The following is a 19,706-nucleotide window of genomic DNA, read 5'->3' on the forward strand; positions in this document are numbered from 1 at the left end:
CGTGGACACGGCCTGCGGGGTTGAAGCCGTCGGACCCCGGCTACCCGGACCCCGTGGGTCCACACCCACGCGCTGTCCGCACGGCCGCGGCCGCCGCGGCGGGCCAGGCGGCGTAGACCTCGGCCGACGGCGCGGCGGCGACCGCGGCGGCGAGCAGCGGGCGCAGGTCCGGGCGGTCGGTCCCGACGGCGAGGACGAGTGCGACCGCGCGGAGCTGCCACGGCCGGTCGAGCAGCCGCTCGTCGAGGTCGTACCCGGGCAGGCCGCGGGCCCACCGGGCGTCCGGCGGCGCCGGGGACGGGGCGGGGTCGAGACCCCGCAGCGCCGCCCGGCTGACACGTCCCTCCAGGTCGGCCGGGCCGTCGGTGCACCGCGCCGGCGCCCCCGGGACGACCAGGTGGTGGACGCGGGCCGAGTCCGACCAGATCGCGGTGCGGACCCCGGGGCCGGTGTCCCCCGCGACGTCGAGCAGGTACTCCGAGCGCGGCCGGTACCAGCTCGGGGGCACCCCGAGCACCGGCCAGCCGCTGCACCCGGTCGCGGCGGGGAGCACCACGTTGCGGACACCGGGGGTGTCGCGGTGGGTGCGCCAGACCCGGCCGCACCCACAGCGGCCGAGCCGGGCACCGGCCGCGTCCGCGGTGTCCGGCCGCCCCGTGCCGGTCCAGATCCGGGCGACCGCACGGGCACCGGCGCGGGGGCCGACCTCGTCGGCGTGGTGGTCGTACCAGCGGTCGATCGTGGCGGCGGTGGTGAGGCCGTGCCGGAGCACCGCGCGTTCGGCCAGGTTGACCAGCAGGTCCACGGTGCCGCCTCCGATCGGGGTGTCGGGAACGACGTGCGGGACCGGCCCGCGGGGAGCGCGGACCGGTCCCGCACGCGTCGTTCAGCGGGCCGGGTCGATCGCGACCGGCTCGCGTCGTGCCTCGTGGTGGTTCGCGTTGCGCGGCGTGGCCAGGACCTGGCGGGTGCGGTCGTCGAGCGCGACCGAGTCCGACAGGGCCCCGCTCGCGGCGAGCGTGTGCTCGAGCGCGTCCAGCCAGTGCTGGTAGTAGCTCCAGGGCTCGCCGCCGTCGCCGTTCTCCCAGGCCTTGATCGCCTCGACCAGGGAGAGCTGGAACTCGCTCCACTCGTAGTGGCCCTCGTGGTACGCGGCGACCGCCATGGCGAAGGCCCGCAGCTCCCACGGCTCGGTGAACGGCTTGTCCGCCCCGGGCATGTCGCAGACGAGCTTCTCGATCCGGCGGCGGGCGTCGCCCAGCTCGGTGGCGCCCGTCCGGACCCCGGCGCTCATCCGCGGGCCGCCTCGGTGACGACCGGCTTCGCCGTGCCGACGCCGATCATCGAGTCCCGGGTGACCAGCGCGGCCAGCTCGTCCTCGGAGAGGTGCTCGCTGCCGGCCGGGCGCTGCGGCAGCACCCAGTAGCGCAGCTCGGAGCTGGAGTCCCACACCCGGATCTCGACGCTGTCCGGCAGCGGCAGGTCGAAGTCCTCGGCCAGCACCTTGCGGGGCTCACGCACGATGCGGGCACGGAACGGAGGCGCCTTGTACCAGTTCGGGGGCAGCCCGAGCACCGGCCACGGGTAGCACGAGCACAGCGTGCAGACGATGACGTGGTGGACGTCGTCGGTGTTCTCGACGGCGACCATCTCCTCACCCTGCAGGCCGCCGACACCGAGTTCGCGGCAGGCGGCGGAGGCGTCCTCCAGCAGGCGCGCCTTGAACTCCGGGTCGGTCCACGCCTTGGCGACGACCTTCGCCCCCAGCTGCGGACCGACCTCGTTCTCGTAGACCTCGGCGAGACGGTCGACCGCCGCGGTGGTCATCACGCCCTTCTCGATCAGCAGCGACTCCAGGGCCTTGACCCGGGCGGTGATCTCCTCCTGCGTGCGGAGCGGGGTGTCGGTGGGCTTCGCGGTCATGGGTCAGGCTCCCTGGGTGGCGGGGACGGGCGAGAGGTACGGCTCCCACACGTCGAAGTAGTTGACGCCGTTCGGGTCCGCGTACTCGGCGCCCCACAGCTCGGCGGCGTCGAAACGGACGGTGTAGAGGTGCTCGGGGCAGTCGCCGAGCCCGTTGCCGGCGGTGTCGGGGTAGAGGTAGGTGCCGTGGGCCGCGCTGATCACGCCGCGGCGGCCGCGGATGTAGCGGGCCCGGCGGGTGTGGCCGTAGGGGCTCTCGGAGGAGATGACGACCTCGTCGCCGACGGAGAACTGCGCGACCTTGTCCGACTCGCGGTGGGCCGGGAACCCGTTGGTGACCGCCCAGTCGACGAACTCGACGATCTCGGTGTCGGTCTCCCGCTCGGGGAGCGGCGCGTCGGGGTTCTCGAGGTAGTGCCGGGTCCGCGCCTCCAGCTCGGCCGGGTCCAGCACGCCCGCGGCCTCGGCGTAGTGCTCGACCGTGTGCATCCAGTGCTCGTAGTAGTTCGAGATCAGGTACTCGGCAGGGTCCATCTTCTCGATGCCGTGCCGGAACTGGTCCACGTTGAACAGCCCGGCGCGGGCGCTCTGCGCGAACATGGAGAAGGCACGCTTCTCCCAGTCGGCACGGAACACGGGCTCGGACATGTGGTCGTTCTCGACCTTGCCCAGCCCGTCGGTGCCGCCGAGATCGAAGACTCCGTTCACTGCCGTCCTCCCACGGTGGTGAGGGCAGGCGGAGCGGGGAAGCCGCCGACGGCCTGCTCGAAGGTGTGCGCGACCCGCAACACGGTCGCGTCGTCGAATCGCCGGCCCACGATCATCAGACCGGTCGGGAGCCCGTTCACGAGCCCGGCCGGGACCGACGCGGCCGGGTGCCCGGACACGTCGAACGGGGCACAGTTGCCGATCATCCCCAGCGCGGCCGGCAGGTAGCTGTCCAGATCGGCGTCGAGCCCGAGCAGCTCGGTCGCGGTGTAGGGCACGGTCGGCATGACCAGCACGTCATAGCCGGTCAGGGCCGCGTCGTAGGCCGCCCGCACCTCCAACGCCAGGTTGCGGGCCATCCCGTAGTAGGCACCTCCCGCGTGGGCGAAGGTGTAACCACCCGAGAGGCCGACGAGCTTGACGGTCTTGGACAGCTCCGACCCGCGGGCGTGACGCCCGCGGTGGTAGTGCGCGATCAGCTCCGGGTCGTAGAGACCCGGGTAGTTCATGCCGTAGGCGTTGCCGTCGATCATCTGGTGCGCGGCTCCCTCGGTCCCGATGACGTTCCAGACCGCCATCGCGTCCAGGTGCCAGGGGATCGAGACCTCCTCGGCGACCAGACCCGCATCGGTCAGCGTCCCGATCGCCGCACGCACGGCCTCGTCCACGGCCGGGTCGCTCTCCGGGCGGGCGAAGCCCTCGGTCACGATCCCGACCCGCAACCCGCCTGCCGACCGCTCCAAGGCAGCCAGGTAGTCGACCGGCTCGAGCTCGGTGGGCTGACGCACATCGAGCCCGTCCACCCCGGCGATCACACCCAGCATCAGTGCGGCGTCGGACACCGTGCGGGTGATCGGGCCCAGATGGTCGATCGTGGCCTCGATGGGGAACGCACCGGTGTAGGGCACCAGGCCGTGGGTGGGCTTGTGCCCGACCGTGCCCGAGAACGCCGACGGCATACGGATCGAGCCGCCCTGGTCACCACCCACGGCCATGTCGACCGCGCCGGACCCGACCAACGCCGCGCTGCCCGAGGAGGACCCACCCGAGATACGGGTCGGGTCCCAGGGGTTGCCCACCGGCCACGGCCGGGAGGTGAAACTGCCCCCGGAGAAGCACAGGTCCTCGCACATCGCCTTACCGGTGATCGTCGCCCCGGCGGCCAGCAGGCGGGTCGCGACCGTCGCGTCACGGGAGGGCACGAACCCCTCCACCGTGGCCGACCCGTTGGTCATCGGGACCCCGGCCAACGCGATGTTGTCCTTGAGCGCCACGGTCCGCCCGGCCAACGGGCCCTCCGCCGCACCGGTCACCGACGTGGTCACGTACCAGCCACCCAGCGGGTTGTCCGCCGGCTCGGACCACTCCCGCTGCGGGGCCTGCGGCGCCGACGCCCGATAGAGCTCCTCGACCCGCTCCGAGGACGCCAGCGTCGCAGCCACCGCCGGACCGAACTCGGCCAACTCCGCCTCGGACAGACCGAACGCATAGTGCTTGTTCAACGCCGCCAGACGGGCGGCATCAGGGGGTGGAATCGCCATCAGGTGGTGCTCCTCACATCGGGGGATGCGAGAAAGCTAGGGTTCATGCCTGCACATGTCAATCAATACAGACGCATTGACACGAGGTCTGACACACCCGTCCCACCTCTGTTACATGCGCGTATTCAAGACCGTCCCTCGCTGTCGTTCATCGAGCCGAAGGTCGCGCCGCGGGCGGCCGCGAGGTGCAGCGGCTGCTCGACGTGGTGGTGGCCGTCGAGCGCCAGGGTGCCCCGCGGGAGGTCGTAGCGGCCGGACCGGATCTCGTCGGCGACGGGCACCGGCTCGGTCGAGCGGACGGCGCGGGCCGCGGCGGCCCACACGTGGATCGCCTCGAACATCGACTCCGACAACGACGACAGCGGCGCCGACCACTGGCCGAAGCGGGCCCGGTAGCGCTTCAGGAGCGACCCGTTGCGCTCGGTCTGCAGGTGCTGGAAGTAGCCGGAGACACCGTGGATCCCCTGGGAAGCGTGCAGTCCGATCCGCTCAAGGGTGGCCTCGTCCATCGCGGGGCCGAGGCTGACGGTCCGGTCGCGCAGACCCATTGCGTGGCACTGACGCTCGAACGCGGCGGCGTCGGCGCCCACGAACGTGTTGAGCACGATGTCGGCGCCCGAGGCGGCGATCCGCTCGACCAGCGGGGCGAAGTCCCGGGCCCCGAGCGTGGCGTAGCCCTCGCCGACCAGCACCGCGCCGTGCGCCGGGAGCACCTCCCGCGCGGCGGCGTTGACCGCACGGGGCCACACGTAGTCGTTGCCCGCCAGGAACCAGCGACGTCCACCGGCTGCCCGCATGACCGGTCCCGCCGCCGTCACGATCTGGGTCGCGGGCCGCTCGCCCAGCCGGATCCGCAGCCGGGACTCGCCGCCGCCCTCGTTCATGTTGGTGTGCACGACGAGCACGTCGCGGCCGGTCAGGGCGGTCGACACGGCGTGGTAGGTGGCCGACGTCGTCGTCAGGAAGATCGTCCGGCAGCCGGCCCGGGCCAGCCGCAGCGCCTCCAGCGCCCCGGTGCCGGGATCGGTGGCGTCGTCGGCCTCCAGCAGGTCCACCGGTCTGCCGCCGACCCCGCCCGCCGCGTTGATCTCCTCGACGGCGAGCGTGGCCACGTTCGCCACCGCCGAGGCGAACAGCCCGCCGGAGCCGGACCGGCTGGTGAGGACCCCGATGCGCGGCCCCGTGACGGCGTGGTCGGGGACCGGGTGACCGCGCCGGCGCATCAGCCACTCCAGACCGCGCTCGTCGATCCCGGCGTCGAGCCGGATCCGGGTGCCGCCGGGTGCGGGGGTGAACCGCAGCCGGATGCGGCCCCGCCAGGGCTGGTCGTGGGTGATCGTGATGGTGCGCGGTCCGCGGAGCTCGCTGATCCGGCCGAGCACGTCGACCGGCGGCCCGCCGGCGATGGGCGCCCGCAGGGTGACCGGCTCGCCCACCGCGACCCGGTCGCACGCCGCACCGAACAGCCAGCCTGCGCCGGAGTCGCGCCCGAAACGTCCGAAGACGACCGCCGGGTCGGCGGCGACGAACTCCTCCACCGCGAGCGCGATCGTCCCCATGGGGGTCAGTCTCCCGGCACGGAGGGTCCGGTCATCCGGTCGCGCCCTCCCGGTCCGTCGCGGGACGGCTCTCCACGGCGGAGCCCACCTCGCCGAGCGAGGACTGGAACAGGGTGCGCAGCAGCGCGATGACGTCGGCGGCCGCACCACCGGGCTCGATGGAGTAGTAGCGGTACCGGCCGGAACGTCGCTCGGTGATGAGCCCCGCGACGCGGAGCACCCGCAGATGGGTGGAGACGGCCGTGCGGCCGACCGAGGTGATGTGGTCGGCCAGGTCGCCCGCGCTGACCTCGTCGTGCTCGGAGAGCACGGCCAGGATGCGGCGGCGGACGGGATCGGCGAGCGCGTCGAAGGCGGGGCCGGCGTCCCGGCCGGCCCCGGCCGACGCGTCAGGATCCGATGACATGATGCCGAGTCTAACGCGGACGGACCCGCACGGTGGCCCGGCCGGGCCGAAGCGCCGACACGACGGGGAGGCCCGCCGTGCAGGGCGTGGCCGGCGACACCCCGGTCCGTGCACGCTGGTGCACGCAGGCGTGCAGTCGTGTCCAAGGCCGCCCGTGGAGTCCGCTCCTAGCGTCGGGATCCAGGACCCCGTCACGGGACCGGACCGGAGGATTCATCATGATCAGCACGGACACGCTCGCCGATCTCGAGGAGATCCGGGCGCTCAACGCCCGGTACAACTTCGCGGTCGACCAGGGGACCCCCGAGGAGTGGGCCGCCACCTTCTCGACGGACGGCGTGTTCCACGCCCTCATCGAGGGCCAGACCCCGAAGGGCCACGCCGAGCTCGCGGCCTTCGTCCCGCTGTGCCGGGACACCTTCGGCCCGATGCGGCACCTGACCATGAACGAGGTGGTCTCGGTGTCCGGTGACACCGCCACCCAGACCTGCTATCTGCTGTTCTTCGCGAACACGGCGGGGACGGTGAGCGGCACCGTCTGCGTGTACACCGACGAGCTGGTCCGCGAGGACGGCGCCTGGCGCTACCGCGACCGCAAGGTCGCGCCGGTCATGCCGTTCACCAGCTTCGCCCCGCCCGCCTGAGCGCGGCGGGCCGGTCGGCCCGGGTCCGGCGAGCCCACCGCTCGCCGGGTCCGGGCCGTCGCCGTCTCAGACCGGGCGCAGGTCGGCGGGCCGGTGGCCGCGGTGGGTGCGGAAGGCCCGGTTGAGGTGGGAGAGGTCGAAGAAGCCCCACCGGGCGGCGAGGGCGGTCAGCGACTCCCGGCACGCCGGGTCGGCGAGGTCACGGGCGCAGGCGTCCACCCGTAGCCTCGTGACCGTCTGGGCGTAGGTGTGCTCGGAGTCCCGGAAGACGTTGTGCAGTGTCCGCACCGACACGCCGAAGTGCGCCGCCACCCGGGCGGCCGCGAGGTCGCCGTTCCGCAGGTTGTCCTGCAGGTGGGTGCACACCGACGTGTAGAGCGACGCGGCCAGCGTGCGGCGGCCGGCGCCGCGGGCCTCGTCGGTCGCCCCGCAGGCCGTGGCCAGCAGGGTCGTGAAGCCGGAGCTGACCGCGCGGGCCTCGGCGTCGCCCAGGTCCTCGACGGCGTCCCACACCGACCGCATGGTGCCCGCGACCACGGCGCCGAGTGCGCGGGAGCCGTCGACGGTGGTCGCCGTGACGTCGTCGGGCCGCGCCACCAGCGACATCAGCCGGTCGCGGGGCACCCGGAACGACAGCGACCGCCAGTCCCCGGCGTAGTCCAGCCGGAACGGCCGTGTCGCGTCGAACAGGGCGAACGAGCCCGCCGGGACGTGGCAGGTGCGCCCGCCCTGGGACCCGACGCACGATCCGGCGAGCTGCAGGTTGACGAAGACCGTGGCCTCCGCGGTCCGGGCGACCTCCCGCGTGCCGTGCAGGTTCACCTGCCCGACCGGCCAACAGAGCAGCGAGAATGTGATCCCAGGTGCCGTCACCGCTGTAGCGGCGGTGACGCTTCCACAGGGTCTGCCACGGACCGAACTCGACCGGGACATCACGCCAGGCCAGCCCGCACCGGAACCGGTAGATGATCCCCTCCACCACTCTGCGGTGATCAGCGAACGGGCGTCCTGGCATCCCGTCCGACGAGGGCAACAACGGCTCAAGTCGGGCCCATTGGAGATCGGTCAGGACCGCACGACGCGACACCTGCTGATCATCGCGCAGACCCGAACGGCCGAGTTAGGAGACACGCCCTACGCCGAGTTGGCCTGCGGGTTCGGGGTCGGCACCTCCACGGTCTACCGCTACATCCAGGAGGGGATCGAGCTGCTCGCCGCGAAGGCCCCCACCCTGGAACAAGCCATCGAGGTCGCGAAACGGAAGGCGTTCGTGATCCTCGACGGCACCCTGTTGCGCATCGACCGGGTCGGGATGGCATCGGGCTACGACCGGGCGTTCTACTCTGGAAAGCACAAAGCCCACGGACTGAACGTGCAGGTCATCGCGGACCCGGTCGGCCGCCTGGTGTGGATCTCCCCGCCGATGCCGGGCGCGCGGCACGACATGGGCGCAGCCCGCGAGCACGGGATCATCGACGCCCTGGCCGAGCATGAGATCCCCGCCGCGGCCGACACCGCCTACCAAGGCGCCGGTCCTACGGTCGCCGTGCCGCAGCGGCGTCGACGTAAGGACCCCGACACCGGCCGATTCCGGAAGCTGTCACGACACCAGAAGGACGTGAACACCGCCCACGCCCACCGTCGCGGACCGGGCGAGCGGGTCAACGCCGAGCTGAAGAACTGGCGAGTCCTGCGCAAGATCCGGTCCAGCCCGAACACCGCCGACAGGCTCATCGCCGCAGTTCAGACCCTCATGATCGCCAGCGCGTGATCAGGTTGGCAAAGGCTCAGTGGGTGACGCGGCCCGCACCGCGACGGCGACGCCCGCGTGAGACCCGGCGGTGCGCGCCGGTGCACGGCCGTCCGGGCGCCGCGGCCCCGCTCCGGCCGAGGCTCGGTCCCGTCAGCACGACCGGCGAGAACGGAGACGACCATGGAATTCGACGGCAGGACGGTCCTCATCACCGGAGCCGCGGGCGGGATCGGCGCGGCGGCCGCCGCGGCGTTCGCGGCGGAGGGCGCCTCCCTCGCGCTCGTCGACCTCGACCGCTCCGCGCTGGAGAAGGTCGCGGCCGGGCTCGGCGTCGACGACGCCCGGGTGCTGCTGCACGTCGCGGACGTCCGTGACGAGCAGCAGGTCGAGGGCTACGTCGCCGCCACCCGCGACCGTTTCGGCGCGATCGACGTGTTCTTCAACAACGCCGGCGTCGAGGGCGCCACCGGCCCGCTGGTGGACACCGACCTGGAGACGGTCGACACCATCCTGTCGGTCAACGTGCGCGGCTCCTTCCTCGGGCTCAAGCACGTGCTGCGGGTGATGACCGCACAGGGCCACGGGTCGGTGGTGAACACCTCCTCGATGGCCGGGGTCATCGCGTTCGCCGGGCTGGGCGGCATGTACACGGCGTCCAAGCACGCCGTCGTGGGCCTCACCCGCGTCGCCGCCGTCGAGGCGGCGCCGGCCGGCGTCCGGGTCAACGCGGTGTGCCCCGGGCCGGTCGACACCAGGATGATGCGCTCGATCGAGAACGGGATGTCCCCCGACGACATCCCGGGCGTCCAGGAGCAGTTCGCCGGGCTCACCGCGCTCAAGCGCTACGCGGACCCGGCCGAGATCGCCTCGGTCGTGCTGTTCCTGGCCTCGGACCGGGCCAGCTACGTCAGCGGCAGCATCTACACCGTCGACGCCGGGATGACCGGGATCTGATCCGGGGCCGCCGGCCGGTGTCGGCGTCGGGCCGCCCGGTGGCGACGAGCGCACCGAGCACCAGCCGCGGCCGCACCGGACGCTGCTCCCCCGACCCGCTCCTCGGGCCTCGTCCGGGACCGGCCGGCGCGCCCGGGGTCCGCCGGCCGCGCCCGGCGTCCGACGGCACCCGGCATCATCCGGGCCGCAGCAGTGCCACGAGCTCGTCCGGCCGGTCGAGGGACACGATGTGCCCGCAGTCGTCGAACAGATGCCCGTCGAGGACGTCGGCGACCCCGCGCAGCTGGTTCTCCAGCGCGCGGCCGACCGGCGCGGCTCCGACCGCGGTCGTGGGCACCGTCAACCGGGCACCGGCCACCGCCGTGGAGATCTGGCGTCCGGTCTCGGGCAGCGACCGGTAGAGGGCGAACGCACAGCGGAGGGCGTCCGGGCGCGCGAACGTCCCGGCCATCGCGGATCGCAGATCCGGACGGATTCCGCGCCCGCGAGTGCCCTGGTCGAGGAACCACCCGGCGTACGCCGCCTCGTTCCCGCGCAGCACGCCGGCTTCGCCGACAAGGTCACCACAGAACTGTCACTCGGTGGGTGGGGCTGGCACCACGAGGCAGGCATCCACGCGCTGCGCCTCATCCTCGCCGGGATCTTCGACGAGCTACCCGATCTGCAGATCATCAGCGGGCACTGGGGCGAGATGGTCCCGTTCTACCTCCCACGCCTCGAAAGCGTGTGAGGGGCAAGCCTCCGTGGGTTCAAATCCCACCGCCACCGCCAGCCTGACCAGGCAGAACGCCGGACCTCCCAACAGGGAGCGTCCGGCGTTCTTGGTCGTAGTCTCAGTTCTAGTCTCATTCCCCGCCGGTGGTCCGGTCAGCAGAACCGCGGGAACGAGTGGCACAACCGGTTCTGCACCCGGCTGGCGACCCGCTCAGCGAACGCGCGTCTCGGCCCCGCGGGGATCTGGGTGATGCGCTCGTTCACCTGAGCGAACGCTCGACCGATCGGGCTGTTCGGGTTGGTCGGCGGGGGCGGGGGTGCGTTCGGATCTTGCGGAATGCAGCCGACGCCACATGTCGGCGGTGGTGGCTCGCTGTTGCCGTCGTCCTGAGCGAGAGCGACCGACGAACCCAACAGCAGGAACGCGACGACCAGCGATAGCACGGCCGGCAGCGAGCGACGCACGATCTCCCCCTCATCACACCCGTCCGCCCGGATCATCCGGACAGTCCTCATCGTTTGATTCGTCCGCCGTGTCATCAGCGTTAGCCCCGCCCGACATCCCGCCTTCACCGGAAGGCTTGACGCTGAACTGCCAGATCAGCCCGTCGACGCGGCTCGCGATGTCGCGCTGGATGGCCGAGGTGACGTGCTGGTGGCGCGCGGCCATCGCGGTGTGCGACCAGCCCATGATGCCCATGACGGCGCGCTCCGGGACGCCGAGCAGGAGCAACACTGTCGCGGCGGTGTGGCGGGCGTCGTGCAGCCGGCCGTCTCGCACGCCGGCCCGGGCGAGGAGCTTCTTCCAGTCGTCCCAGTCCGTGCGCGGGTTGAGCGGACCCCCCGTCGGGGTGGCGAACAACCAGTCACCGTCGGTCCAGAGCTGCGCCGCCAGGTCGCGTTCCCGATCCTGCTCGACGCGATGCGCGCGCAGCAGCTCGACGAGCTCCGCCGGGAGCCCGATACCCCGACGGCCGGCCCGGGACTTGGTCTCGGCGGTCTCGGGCCGAAGGGGTACACGGTCCGGGCAGTGGCCGGCGTACTTCCGGCCGCAGGTGTCGCCGCACCCGTGCTGCCACCGTGGACGCAGCCGGCCCCGGCGCACGAACATCGAACCGGCGTCGAGGTCGACGTCAGCCCACTTCAGGCCGAGCGCTTCCCCTTGGCGCAGCCCGAGCGCGAGTGCGACGGCCCAGCGGGCACCGTTCCGGCCGTCGAGCGCCGACTTCAGCAGCATCCGGATCTCGTCGACGGAGTACGGCTCGATCTCCGTCTCGATGAGGCGGGGCGCCTTGGCCAGGGTCGCGGGGTTGCGCCCGATATGCCCGCGTCGCACGGCCTCGTTGAGCGCTGTCCGGACGGTGCGGTGCGCCTGGTGTGCCGTGGCGGCCGCCTTGCCCTCGCGCATCATCCGCACGTAGAGCTTCTCCAGGTGCTCCGGCTCCAACCGGTCGAGCCGGTGCTTGCCGATCCCCGGGATGAGGTGCACGTTCACCGCGACCCGGTACCCGGAGATCGTGTTGTCCTTCACGAACGGCGCCGCGATGTTCTCGACCCAGTGCGTGAGCCACTTCTCGACCGTCCACGAGCGGCCGGGCTTGCGCACCGTCCCGCCGTCCCGCTGCCGTTCCAGAGCCCGCACCTTGCGCGTCACGTCGGCTTGGGTGCCCATCACGTGCCGCCGGTCGGGCCGGCCGTCATCCTTGACGCCCACGGTCACACGGCCGTGCCAGTAGCCGTCCTTCCCGAGGTAGATGCTCGACGCCCCGTTCGGTGTCCGAGCCATCACGCCGCCCCCAGCGTGCGCAGCCGTCTGACGACGCAGCGGCTGTGACCGTCCGCCCCCACGGTGGGACGACACCTGCTCGATCGCTACGGAAGGTGCGGAGAACCAGCTGATACGGCCCGGCGTGTCGACCGAGGAGCGGGCCTACGCGTCCGGCTCGTGCCGCGGACGATGGCTCCGACTGCGCACACCGCGAATGGGCTGGACACCGCGTCCCTGTGGTCGGCCGTGGTCGACCTGCCGGCCGGCGCCGGACCGCCACATGGCGGGCAACAGGTCGAGATTCTCGTCGCGCCGTCGGTTACCAACCGATGTGGCGCCGACCACACTCGCGACCGTCGTCGGAAGACGTCCCGCAGGCCTGTGGGCGTCGCGACCAGATCTGAGCCAACGGAGGTTCCGTGTCGAGGAACATTGAAGGATCCCGCATCGACCAGGTGCTGCAGGGGGCAGTGGACGCCGGTGCCGTACCGCACGTGGCCGCGATCGCCGCGGACGCCGACGGCGTGTTCTACGAGGGGGCCGCCGGAGTTCGGCTCGACGACGCCGGTGCGAAGCCTGTGTCGACGTCGACCCATTTCCGCATCATGTCGATGACCAAGATGGTCGCCACCGTGGCCGCGCTGCAGCAGGTGGAGCGCGGTGAACTCGATCTCTCGGCCCCGGTCGAGCGCTACGTTCCCGACTTCGCCGAGCTGCAGGTCCTCGACGGCTTCGACGGTGACACCCCGCGCCTACGCGCACCGAGGTCGAAGGCCACCGTCAAGCAGCTGATCACCCACACCTCGGGACTGACGTACTGGTTCTGGAACGAGGACCTGGTCAAGTACGAGCAGGTCACCGGCATCCCCAACGTGGTGCCAGGAGACATGGCCGCGTTCAAGGCGCCACTGGTCGCCGACCCCGGCACGAAGTTCGAGTACGGCATCAACACCGACTGGCTCGGCCGCGTCGTCGAAGCCGTCGCCGGCTCGACCCTCGACGTGGTGATCAAGGAGAACATCACCGGTCCGCTCGGCATGGACGACACGATGTTCGCCCTCGACGAGGCACGTCAGGCGAACAAGACGCCCGTGCACGTCAAGGGCGAGGACGGCAAGTGGATCTCGGCGGGCAACGTCCTGCCCGACGACCCGCAGTGGTGGGCGGGTGGCCACGGTCTGCACTCGACCCCGCGTGACTACATCCGCTTCGAGCGGGCGTTGCTGCGCGGCGGTGAGCTGGACGGTGTACGGATCCTGAGCCGGGAGACCGTGGACGCGGCGTTCACCGACCAGCTCGACGGCGCTCCGATGCCGACGGAGATCAGGACGGCAGACGCTCCGATCACCGACACGCTGAAGCTCGGTGAAGGGTGGACGTGGGGCTACGGGCTGCTGATCAACACCCAGGACGTCCCCGGCGCCCGGCGGGCCGGGACGGGCGCGTGGGCCGGGCTGTTCAACACCCACTTCTTCATCGACCGCACCACCGGCATCTGTGCGTCGATCTACACGAACTCGCTGCCGTTCATCACCGAGCACGAGGCGTGGAAGCTCTACGGGGACTTCGAGGCCGCCCTCTACGCTTCGCTGTGATCGTCGACCCGCCGCGACGCTGCACCCGCCGGCAGCGTCGCGGCGGTCGTCGTCTCCCTGCCGCCGCACCCTGTCGGAGGAGCCTGTGTCGTCCAGAGCCCGGCCGGAGTTCGACCCGGAGCTGAAGGCCGGCCTCGCCGTGGTCGGTGGTGTGTTCCCGCCGACCATCACCCCGAACCTGATCGCGTTCATGCGGCGGTCTTATGCCTCCCCGCCGATCGACGACACGCTGCGGGGACGCGCGATCACACGCAGCGAGCACACGATCGCCGGCCATCGAGGCGAGCCGATCCAGGTGTCGGTGCTGCGCCCCACCCGAGCCGGCTCCCCCCGGCCCGGCATCGTCTTCGTCCACTCCGGTGGGCTGATGTTCGGCGACCGCTTCAGTGGAGCCGACCTGGTGCTCGACTGGGTCGACAACCTCGGCGCAGTCCTGGTCGCCGTCGAGTACCGGCTCGCGCCGGAGTTCCCGGACCCCTTCCCCCGAGAGGACTGCTACGCCGCGCTGGAATGGGCGGCGGCGACGGCCGGGCAGTTGGGCATCCGCCACGACCGGCTCATGGTGGCCGGGGCCAGTTCCGGTGGTGGGCTCGCGGCCGGGATGGCGCTCGCGGCGCGGGATCGCGACGGCCCAGCCCTGTGCGGCCAGGTCCTCGACTACCCGATGCTCGACGACCGCGGCGTCACCGCCTCCACCGGCCAGTTCGACGGCGTCGGGGTCTGGGACCGCGTCAGCAACGAGACCGGCTGGTCCGCGCTGCTCGGCGAGGCGCGCGGTGGGCCGGACGTCTCCCCGTACGCGGCGCCGGCCCGGGCGACGGACCTGTCCGGGCTCCCGCCCGCCTTCATCGACGTCGGCGCCGCCGAGATCTTCCGCGACGAGGCGATCGCCTACGCCGACGGCCTCTGGGCCGCAGGTGGCGACGCCGAGCTGCACGTCTGGTCCGGCGGGTTCCACGCGTTCGACATCTTCGCCCCGCACACCGTCGTCGCCCGAGGCATGGTCCGGACGCGGAACACCTGGGTCGAGAAGATCCTCGCGGACTGATCCGGTGCCCCACGCCACTAGACTGCACCCACCAGTCGTCGGGAGGCGCCCGTGCAAGAACTCCTCGGTCGGATCTCGGCGCTCGACCCGCAGGCGAGCCTCGGTCTGCGGGTCATCGCCTGCTTCGACGAACTGATCATCGGCAACGTCAACACCCGAGCACTGCTGAGTGCGGCCGCCTCCCTCTCCGGGTGCAACGCCGGCTACCAGAGCGATCTCCCCCCGCGGTCGCTCCGGGTCAGCCCGCGCGGCGAGATCGTGGCCCCCGACGACGGGCCGCCGACGCCAGGGAGCTGCTCGGCCATCACGGCCGAGGGGTTGACCGTGTGGATCGAGCGCGACGGCGAGCCGCATGCGAACGACGCGATCGTCCTCGAACGCCTGGCGCTGGCCGTCCGCATCCGCCTCGGAGGAGGCCGACGAGAGATCGACGGCCGCCGCGATCTCGGCCTGCTGCTCGACCCGACCGTCCCGACCGAGACCCGCCGTCTCGCCGCGGCCCGACTCAATCTCGTGTCCACCGCGCGATACCGCGTCATCGCGGCGCCGTTGTTCGCGGTGTGGGACGAGCACCCGTCCGGCGCCGAGGACGTCGTCGCGACCCCCTACGGATCGATCCACGCCCTGGTCGTACCCCACGACCACGCGCCCGTCCCGGCACGGCCGATCGGAACCGGGCCGGCCACCGACGTCGACCACCTGCACAGGTCGTTCCGCACGGCGGTGGTCGCCCTGCGTCTGTGCGATCCCGAGGTCGCACCGTCGGTCCTCGCCGACGACTACGGCGGCCTGGTCGGCCTACTCGCCGACCTCCCCCTGGACAGCGACCTGCCCGACGTCGACTCCCTGGACGCGATCATGTCCCACCCGTGGGGCTCGGCCACCGTCGACGCACTCGTGCGAACCAGCTCCGTACGCCAGGCGGCGCGGAATGCCGGAGTCCACCACAGCACGTTGCAGACCCGGCTCGACACGATCATCGCCGAACTGGGTTACGACCCCCTCGACAACGGCATCGGACGAACCCGATTCGGACTCGCTTCACTGGTCTGGCGACTCCGCAACTCCCGCGTTCTGGACCTCCCCGCCCCGACCACACCGTCGTCGCCCACCCCACTCCGATAACGAAGCGCCCGACGACGGTGTGGGTGGCTCCGCCGTCCCACCGATGTCGGTGATCACCGCCGACGATCGGAAGCAACGATCAATGTCGGACAGCCGCACCCGCTGTGGACAGAGAACCATGAGCAAGGAGGTGCAACCGACCGACGCACACACGGGTGGAGGCCACGTCGCAGGCAGCTGACCGGCAAGAACCCGCCTGAGAGAGGCCACGAGCCACGAAAAAGGGACAGGCAAGATCCATAAGCGCGATCTGACCTGCGCAAACGAGCCGCCTTGGGGAGTCGAACCCCAGACCTACGCATTACGAGGCAACCGATGTGCGTCGCTCACCGCTCTACCAGCACCGATCGCGCGGCTCACGGCACCTACGGCACTGACGTCGCAGGTCAGACTCCGACCTCATGCCACGAGCCATGCCACGCGGTGCCCGGCAACCTCGCCCACGTCGTCGGTGCAATGGTGCACACTGACGCTCGTGGGTGAGAACAGCGCGGAGCTGCTCGACCGCCCGGTCTACGGCATGAGCCAGGCCGCGCGGCTCCTCGGCCTGCGCACCGACGGCCTGCGCCGCTGGATCGACGGCTACGAACGCGGGAACACGACCTACGCCCCCGTGATCCGAGAGCGCTCCACAGGAGTGGACACCGTCACCTGGGGCGAGTTCATCGAAGCCGGCTACCTGCGGGAGTACCGGGCCAAACGGGTCACCCTGCAGTACCTCCGCCCCGTCATCGGGTTCCTCCGCGACCGCCTCCAGGTGCAGTACCCGCTCGCCACGCTGAAGCCTTACACCTCGGGCCGCGAACTCGCCCTCGAAGCACAGGAGTTCGTCGGCCTCGACCCGGCGTTGAGCATCGTGATCCTCGGCCGCGACGGGACCCTGATGCCGTCCGACCCGGCCGTGGCGTTCCTCGACAAGGTCGAGTTCAACGACGCAGGCGACGTCGCCGAGCGACTGTTCCCCCTCGGACGGGGAAAGCCGATCGTCCTCGACCCCACACGCAGCTTCGGCGAGCCGACCATCCCGAACGTCGGCGTGCGCACCGAGATCGTCGCGGAGCTGGTGAGCGCCGGAGAGGAGCCCGACAGAGTTGCGGAAATCTACTCGATCTCCGTCACCGACGTCGAGCAGGTCGTCGAGTTCGAGCGCCGTCACGGCGAGCTCACCCGAGCCGCCTGACACGTGCCCGCTCGTCTCCAGAGTCCGCGCTGGTTCTTCGACGAGAACAGCATCGGCGTCGCCCAGGCCCTCCACTACGTCCGCGGCGATATCACGTGGCCCGGCGGACCTGGTGACCTCGTACCGGCAGGCGCCAAAGACCAGGAGTGGCTCCCCCTCGTCGGCCAGGCCGGTCTCGTCGTCCTCACTCGGGACAAGCGCATCCGCAGCCGCCCGCTCGAGCGCCAGGCGCTACTGGACCACGGCGTCCGAGCGTGCTTCCAGACCACCGCCGGTCAGTTGACCCTGTTCGAGCAGCTCCGCCTCTGGCTGCGCTGGTGGAACGAGATCGAGAAGCTCGTCGCCGAGTACCCCGGGCCCTGGCTGGCGAGCGTGACGCGGGCAGGCGCAGCGATCTTTGACGGAGACTCGTAACCTCACTCAGTGTGAGGCGAGGGTCGAGTCTCGGGGATGGGGGAAGCCGAGGGAGGTGTATCCCGGTGCGCGCTTGGCCAGCGACGAGGCGAGCACAGGGGTCTGTTCGTCGTGGTAGTCGTGCACCTCGGCCGTCGTCTTGCCGGGGTGCGGCCTGAGCACGCGGCCGACGAACTGCACGAGGCGCCCCTTGAAGGCGATCGGCGCCGCGAGGAACAGGGCGTCGAGAGCAGGACAGTCGAAGCCCTCGCCCACGTAGGGCCCGGTCGCCACGACGAGCAGCGGCGCCGCACCCGGCTCGAGACGAGCCAGAGCGGTCTTGCGTTCCCGGGCACCCATGCCCCCTCGCAACACCACAGGATCTCGTCCCTCTTCCCGGAGCCTCGCCGCCAGCGACTCCACGTGGCCCTTCCACTGCGTAAGGACGAGGCAGTTCCTCCCGCGCCCCAATGCCTCGAGCACGTCACCGACGATCTGGTCCCTCCGCGCCTCGTCAGCGGCCAGGTCACGGTAGATCGCCGCCATCCCGCCCGGCTTCGACGGATCCGCGTCCTTGAGGTACTCGTACGAGGTCGGATGCACAATTAGCTGCCGCTCCGGGGCGTCGGCGGCTCCCAGGGTGCCCACAGGCCGGGGCGTCACCGTGTGACGGATCGGACCGAGCTGGTGGTGGATGAGCTCGTCCAGGCCGTCGCGCCGATACGGGGTCGCCGTCAGGCCGACCCATCGCCGCGCCCGGATCTGCCGGGCGGCGTTCTCGAACGCGGCGGCGGGCAGGTGATGGCACTCGTCGACGAGAACGAGCCCGTAGCCCCCGGTCAGCTCCGCGACGTCCTGACGGCGCGCCAGCGTCTGCAGAGTGACAACGTCGACCACACCCCGCAACGAGGACCGTCCGGCGCCCAGCTGACCGGCCCGAACACCCAGCAGGTCCTTGATCCGGCTTCGCCACTGGTCCGCCAACGTCTTACGGTCCACCAGGACCAGGGTGGACACGCCGTGCTCCGCGATCAGCGCGCATCCCATGACGGTCTTTCCGGCACCCGGCTCCGCGACGAGCACTCCAAGGTCGTGGCCGGCGAGATCCGAGACGGCGGCTGCCTGGTCCTCGCGCAGCGTCACCGCCAGGTCGAAGCTGTGGCTGTCGCCGTCGGTGCGATCGTCGCTGACCTCGACGCGGCTTCCCGCCTCGTCCAGCACCGACACGACGCGCTCGCCGAGGCCGCGGGGCAGGACGAGACGGCCGTCCACGGTCTCGTCGTAGCTGAGCAGGAACCTGGGCACGTTCCACGTCGATAGCCGACGGCGCTGTCGCTCGCCGAACAGCGGGTTGCTCATCGACGCCGCGTGCTTGAGCGTCGCCAATGCGGCCGGCGTCAGGTCCGACACCGACACCTCGCATCCGGCCTCCAGCCGAAGCCCGATCACCGCCGCCGGTCTCGGCCTCGTCCGCGTCGACGTCGCGGGAGCCAGGCGCTCGACAGCGCCACCCACCTTGACCGCCCCGACACGGCCGGCCAGGCGGGCGGCCTCGGCGGGGGACAGACGGTGCACCCCGGAGAGATGCGCCCACTGATCCTCGTGCGGCTCCAGGGTCCCCAGGTCCAGGAACACCGTCGCACCGTCCTTGCGCGTCCGGCCGTGCAGCGGAGCAGCGATCAGGTTCCCGATCCCACCCGAGGACGGCAGCACGTCTTGGGACGGGAAGAGCCTGTCGTAGCTGCATAGATCCATCCGGCCGCGGACGGCTATCGCCTCCCGGAGCAGGCCCATGCCCAGCGCTCTCGCCGTCGCCGCAGGAACCGCGCCGGCGAAGAAGATCCACGCATGGGCGCCGACTCCCGAGCGAGACACCTCCAGAGCCGCGGGAACACCGGCCGCCCTGGCCGCCTTCAGGTAGGCCAATGCGTCCAGCATCGCAGCAGGTCCGTCGAAGTCCGCCGCGAGCCACCGGCACGTGTCGCCCGGCATCAACGGGTAGAGCCCGATGTGGTGGCGGCCCGACAGGTGCGCCGCGACCACGTCGTCACGAAGCCGCAGGTACGGGCGGGTCGTGCCCTTCCGCCACCCGCCGGCCACCGCTGGCACCCAGCCCGACTTCCCCGATCCCTCGTTCTCCCAGCGGATCGCGTAGACGTCCTCGCGGGCCGCGAACAACGCCCGGAAGAAGGCCACCTTCGCCTCCGGCGTCGACGACGCGGTCACCATGCCGGGACGCTCCAAGAACAGCCCCGATTGGGACGCATCCGGAGCGCGGGCCTGCTCCGCCGTCATCCCCAACAGGCGCAGCAGACGGTCGTTCTCTGCTCGCAACCGAGCGAGTTCACGCTCGAGGTCCCCGGTCGCCACGAACCTCACGATGCCACGGCCTAGC

The 19,706-nt window shown here is 71.5% G+C and carries 20 protein-coding genes and 1 pseudogene; 8 read left to right on the top strand and 13 right to left on the bottom strand.

Annotation, left to right across the window (positions count from 1 at the left end; genetic code table 11):
• Nucleotides 1-40: 40 nt before the first annotated feature.
• From ZF1_RS26195 to ZF1_RS26225, 7 genes are all read right to left on the bottom strand, one after another.
• Entirely contained in the window at nt 41-805 is a 765-nt protein-coding gene (locus tag ZF1_RS26195; RefSeq protein WP_251783453.1) for a nitrile hydratase subunit alpha, read from the bottom strand.
• 81 nt (nt 806-886) lie between these two features.
• Complete coding sequence (locus tag ZF1_RS26200; RefSeq protein WP_476653074.1) at nt 887-1,294, bottom strand: nitrile hydratase accessory protein; 408 nt, start codon at nt 1,292-1,294, stop codon at nt 887-889.
• Complete coding sequence (gene nthA / locus ZF1_RS26205; protein WP_208822819.1) at nt 1,291-1,923, bottom strand: nitrile hydratase subunit alpha; 633 nt, start codon at nt 1,921-1,923, stop codon at nt 1,291-1,293. The genes ZF1_RS26200 and nthA overlap by 4 nt, the downstream gene beginning before the upstream one ends.
• 3 nt (nt 1,924-1,926) lie before the next feature.
• Nucleotides 1,927-2,631, bottom strand: a complete 705-nt coding sequence (gene nthB, locus ZF1_RS26210) for a nitrile hydratase subunit beta (RefSeq protein ID WP_482638564.1) — start codon at nt 2,629-2,631, stop codon at nt 1,927-1,929.
• The gene (locus tag ZF1_RS26215; RefSeq protein ID WP_482638565.1) at nt 2,628-4,172 is read right to left on the bottom strand and encodes an amidase; all 1,545 of its coding nucleotides are present in this window, start codon (nt 4,170-4,172) and stop codon (nt 2,628-2,630) included. The genes nthB and ZF1_RS26215 overlap by 4 nt, the downstream gene beginning before the upstream one ends.
• 125 nt (nt 4,173-4,297) lie before the next feature.
• Nucleotides 4,298-5,731, bottom strand: coding sequence for an ABC transporter substrate-binding protein (locus tag ZF1_RS26220; protein ID WP_482638566.1), 1,434 nt, complete (start codon nt 5,729-5,731; stop codon nt 4,298-4,300).
• Between the two features lie 31 nt (nt 5,732-5,762).
• Nucleotides 5,763-6,137 carry an ArsR/SmtB family transcription factor gene (locus tag ZF1_RS26225; RefSeq protein ID WP_357437190.1) on the bottom strand — a complete coding sequence of 125 codons (375 nt, stop codon included), beginning with the start codon at nt 6,135-6,137 and terminating at the stop codon, nt 5,763-5,765.
• A gap of 218 nt (nt 6,138-6,355) precedes the next feature.
• Here ZF1_RS26225 and ZF1_RS26230 point away from each other — a divergent pair, with 218 nt between their 5' ends.
• Nucleotides 6,356-6,781, top strand: a complete 426-nt coding sequence (locus ZF1_RS26230) for a nuclear transport factor 2 family protein (protein WP_357437193.1) — start codon at nt 6,356-6,358, stop codon at nt 6,779-6,781.
• A 66-nt stretch (nt 6,782-6,847) separates the two neighbouring features.
• Here ZF1_RS26230 and ZF1_RS26235 read toward each other — a convergent pair whose 3' ends face one another.
• Both ZF1_RS26235 and ZF1_RS26240 read right to left on the bottom strand, forming a co-directional pair.
• A complete protein-coding gene (locus tag ZF1_RS26235) occupies nt 6,848-7,603 on the bottom strand; it encodes an AraC-like ligand-binding domain-containing protein (RefSeq protein ID WP_482638567.1) in 756 nt (251 codons plus the stop codon).
• A gap of 88 nt (nt 7,604-7,691) precedes the next feature.
• Nucleotides 7,692-7,796: pseudogene (locus ZF1_RS26240) on the bottom strand (transposase); the annotation flags it as partial.
• A 39-nt stretch (nt 7,797-7,835) separates the two neighbouring features.
• Here ZF1_RS26240 and ZF1_RS26245 point away from each other — a divergent pair.
• Both ZF1_RS26245 and ZF1_RS26250 read left to right on the top strand, forming a co-directional pair.
• Entirely contained in the window at nt 7,836-8,552 is a 717-nt protein-coding gene (locus ZF1_RS26245; RefSeq protein WP_482638568.1) for a transposase family protein, read from the top strand.
• Between the two features lie 162 nt (nt 8,553-8,714).
• Nucleotides 8,715-9,488 carry an SDR family NAD(P)-dependent oxidoreductase gene (locus ZF1_RS26250; RefSeq protein ID WP_357441313.1) on the top strand — a complete coding sequence of 258 codons (774 nt, stop codon included), beginning with the start codon at nt 8,715-8,717 and terminating at the stop codon, nt 9,486-9,488.
• A 175-nt stretch (nt 9,489-9,663) separates the two neighbouring features.
• Here the strand turns inward: ZF1_RS26250 and ZF1_RS26255 are convergent, their stop codons facing one another.
• From ZF1_RS26255 to ZF1_RS26265, 3 genes are all read right to left on the bottom strand, one after another.
• Nucleotides 9,664-10,029: a hypothetical protein gene (locus ZF1_RS26255; protein ID WP_482638569.1), complete on the bottom strand. Its 366-nt coding sequence runs from the start codon at nt 10,027-10,029 to the stop codon at nt 9,664-9,666.
• Between the two features lie 326 nt (nt 10,030-10,355).
• The gene (locus tag ZF1_RS26260; RefSeq protein ID WP_482638570.1) at nt 10,356-10,703 is read right to left on the bottom strand and encodes a hypothetical protein; all 348 of its coding nucleotides are present in this window, start codon (nt 10,701-10,703) and stop codon (nt 10,356-10,358) included.
• Nucleotides 10,681-11,988 carry a tyrosine-type recombinase/integrase gene (locus ZF1_RS26265; protein ID WP_482638571.1) on the bottom strand — a complete coding sequence of 436 codons (1,308 nt, stop codon included), beginning with the start codon at nt 11,986-11,988 and terminating at the stop codon, nt 10,681-10,683. The genes ZF1_RS26260 and ZF1_RS26265 overlap by 23 nt, the downstream gene beginning before the upstream one ends.
• Before the next feature lie 401 nt (nt 11,989-12,389).
• On the opposite strand from ZF1_RS26265, the gene ZF1_RS26270 reads away from it, so the two are divergent.
• The 5 genes from ZF1_RS26270 (at nt 12,390) to ZF1_RS26290 (ending at nt 17,332) form a co-directional block, all read left to right on the top strand.
• Nucleotides 12,390-13,565: a serine hydrolase domain-containing protein gene (locus ZF1_RS26270; RefSeq protein WP_357438424.1), complete on the top strand. Its 1,176-nt coding sequence runs from the start codon at nt 12,390-12,392 to the stop codon at nt 13,563-13,565.
• Between the two features lie 85 nt (nt 13,566-13,650).
• Nucleotides 13,651-14,613 carry an alpha/beta hydrolase gene (locus ZF1_RS26275; protein WP_357438421.1) on the top strand — a complete coding sequence of 321 codons (963 nt, stop codon included), beginning with the start codon at nt 13,651-13,653 and terminating at the stop codon, nt 14,611-14,613.
• A gap of 51 nt (nt 14,614-14,664) precedes the next feature.
• Nucleotides 14,665-15,738, top strand: a complete 1,074-nt coding sequence (locus tag ZF1_RS26280) for a helix-turn-helix domain-containing protein (RefSeq protein ID WP_251783439.1) — start codon at nt 14,665-14,667, stop codon at nt 15,736-15,738.
• A 475-nt stretch (nt 15,739-16,213) separates the two neighbouring features.
• The gene (locus tag ZF1_RS26285; RefSeq protein ID WP_331141189.1) at nt 16,214-16,918 is read left to right on the top strand and encodes a DUF433 domain-containing protein; all 705 of its coding nucleotides are present in this window, start codon (nt 16,214-16,216) and stop codon (nt 16,916-16,918) included.
• 3 nt (nt 16,919-16,921) lie between these two features.
• On the top strand, nt 16,922-17,332 hold the full coding sequence (locus ZF1_RS26290) for a PIN-like domain-containing protein (protein ID WP_331141190.1): 411 nt from the start codon (nt 16,922-16,924) through the stop codon (nt 17,330-17,332).
• 6 nt (nt 17,333-17,338) lie between these two features.
• Here ZF1_RS26290 and ZF1_RS26295 read toward each other — a convergent pair whose 3' ends face one another.
• Complete coding sequence (locus ZF1_RS26295) at nt 17,339-19,681, bottom strand: TOTE conflict system archaeo-eukaryotic primase domain-containing protein (protein WP_357438418.1); 2,343 nt, start codon at nt 19,679-19,681, stop codon at nt 17,339-17,341.
• Between the last annotated feature and the right edge of the window lie 25 nt (nt 19,682-19,706).

Source organism: Pseudonocardia sp. ZF1 (assembly GCF_056835605.1).

Excerpts from the sequence above, each read along its gene's own strand:
- ZF1_RS26200 (WP_476653074.1), bottom strand. The coding sequence starts at position 1,294 with ATGAGCGCCGGGGTCCGGACGGGCGCCACCGAGCTGGGCGACGCCCGC.
- nthA (WP_208822819.1), bottom strand. The coding sequence starts at position 1,923 with ATGACCGCGAAGCCCACCGACACCCCGCTCCGCACGCAGGAGGAGATC.
- ZF1_RS26215 (WP_482638565.1), bottom strand. The coding sequence starts at position 4,172 with ATGGCGATTCCACCCCCTGATGCCGCCCGTCTGGCGGCGTTGAACAAG.
- ZF1_RS26220 (WP_482638566.1), bottom strand. The coding sequence starts at position 5,731 with ATGGGGACGATCGCGCTCGCGGTGGAGGAGTTCGTCGCCGCCGACCCG.
- ZF1_RS26225 (WP_357437190.1), bottom strand. The coding sequence starts at position 6,137 with ATGTCATCGGATCCTGACGCGTCGGCCGGGGCCGGCCGGGACGCCGGC.
- ZF1_RS26230 (WP_357437193.1), top strand. The coding sequence starts at position 6,356 with ATGATCAGCACGGACACGCTCGCCGATCTCGAGGAGATCCGGGCGCTC.
- ZF1_RS26250 (WP_357441313.1), top strand. The coding sequence starts at position 8,715 with ATGGAATTCGACGGCAGGACGGTCCTCATCACCGGAGCCGCGGGCGGG.
- ZF1_RS26260 (WP_482638570.1), bottom strand. The coding sequence starts at position 10,703 with ATGATCCGGGCGGACGGGTGTGATGAGGGGGAGATCGTGCGTCGCTCG.
- ZF1_RS26265 (WP_482638571.1), bottom strand. The coding sequence starts at position 11,988 with ATGGCTCGGACACCGAACGGGGCGTCGAGCATCTACCTCGGGAAGGAC.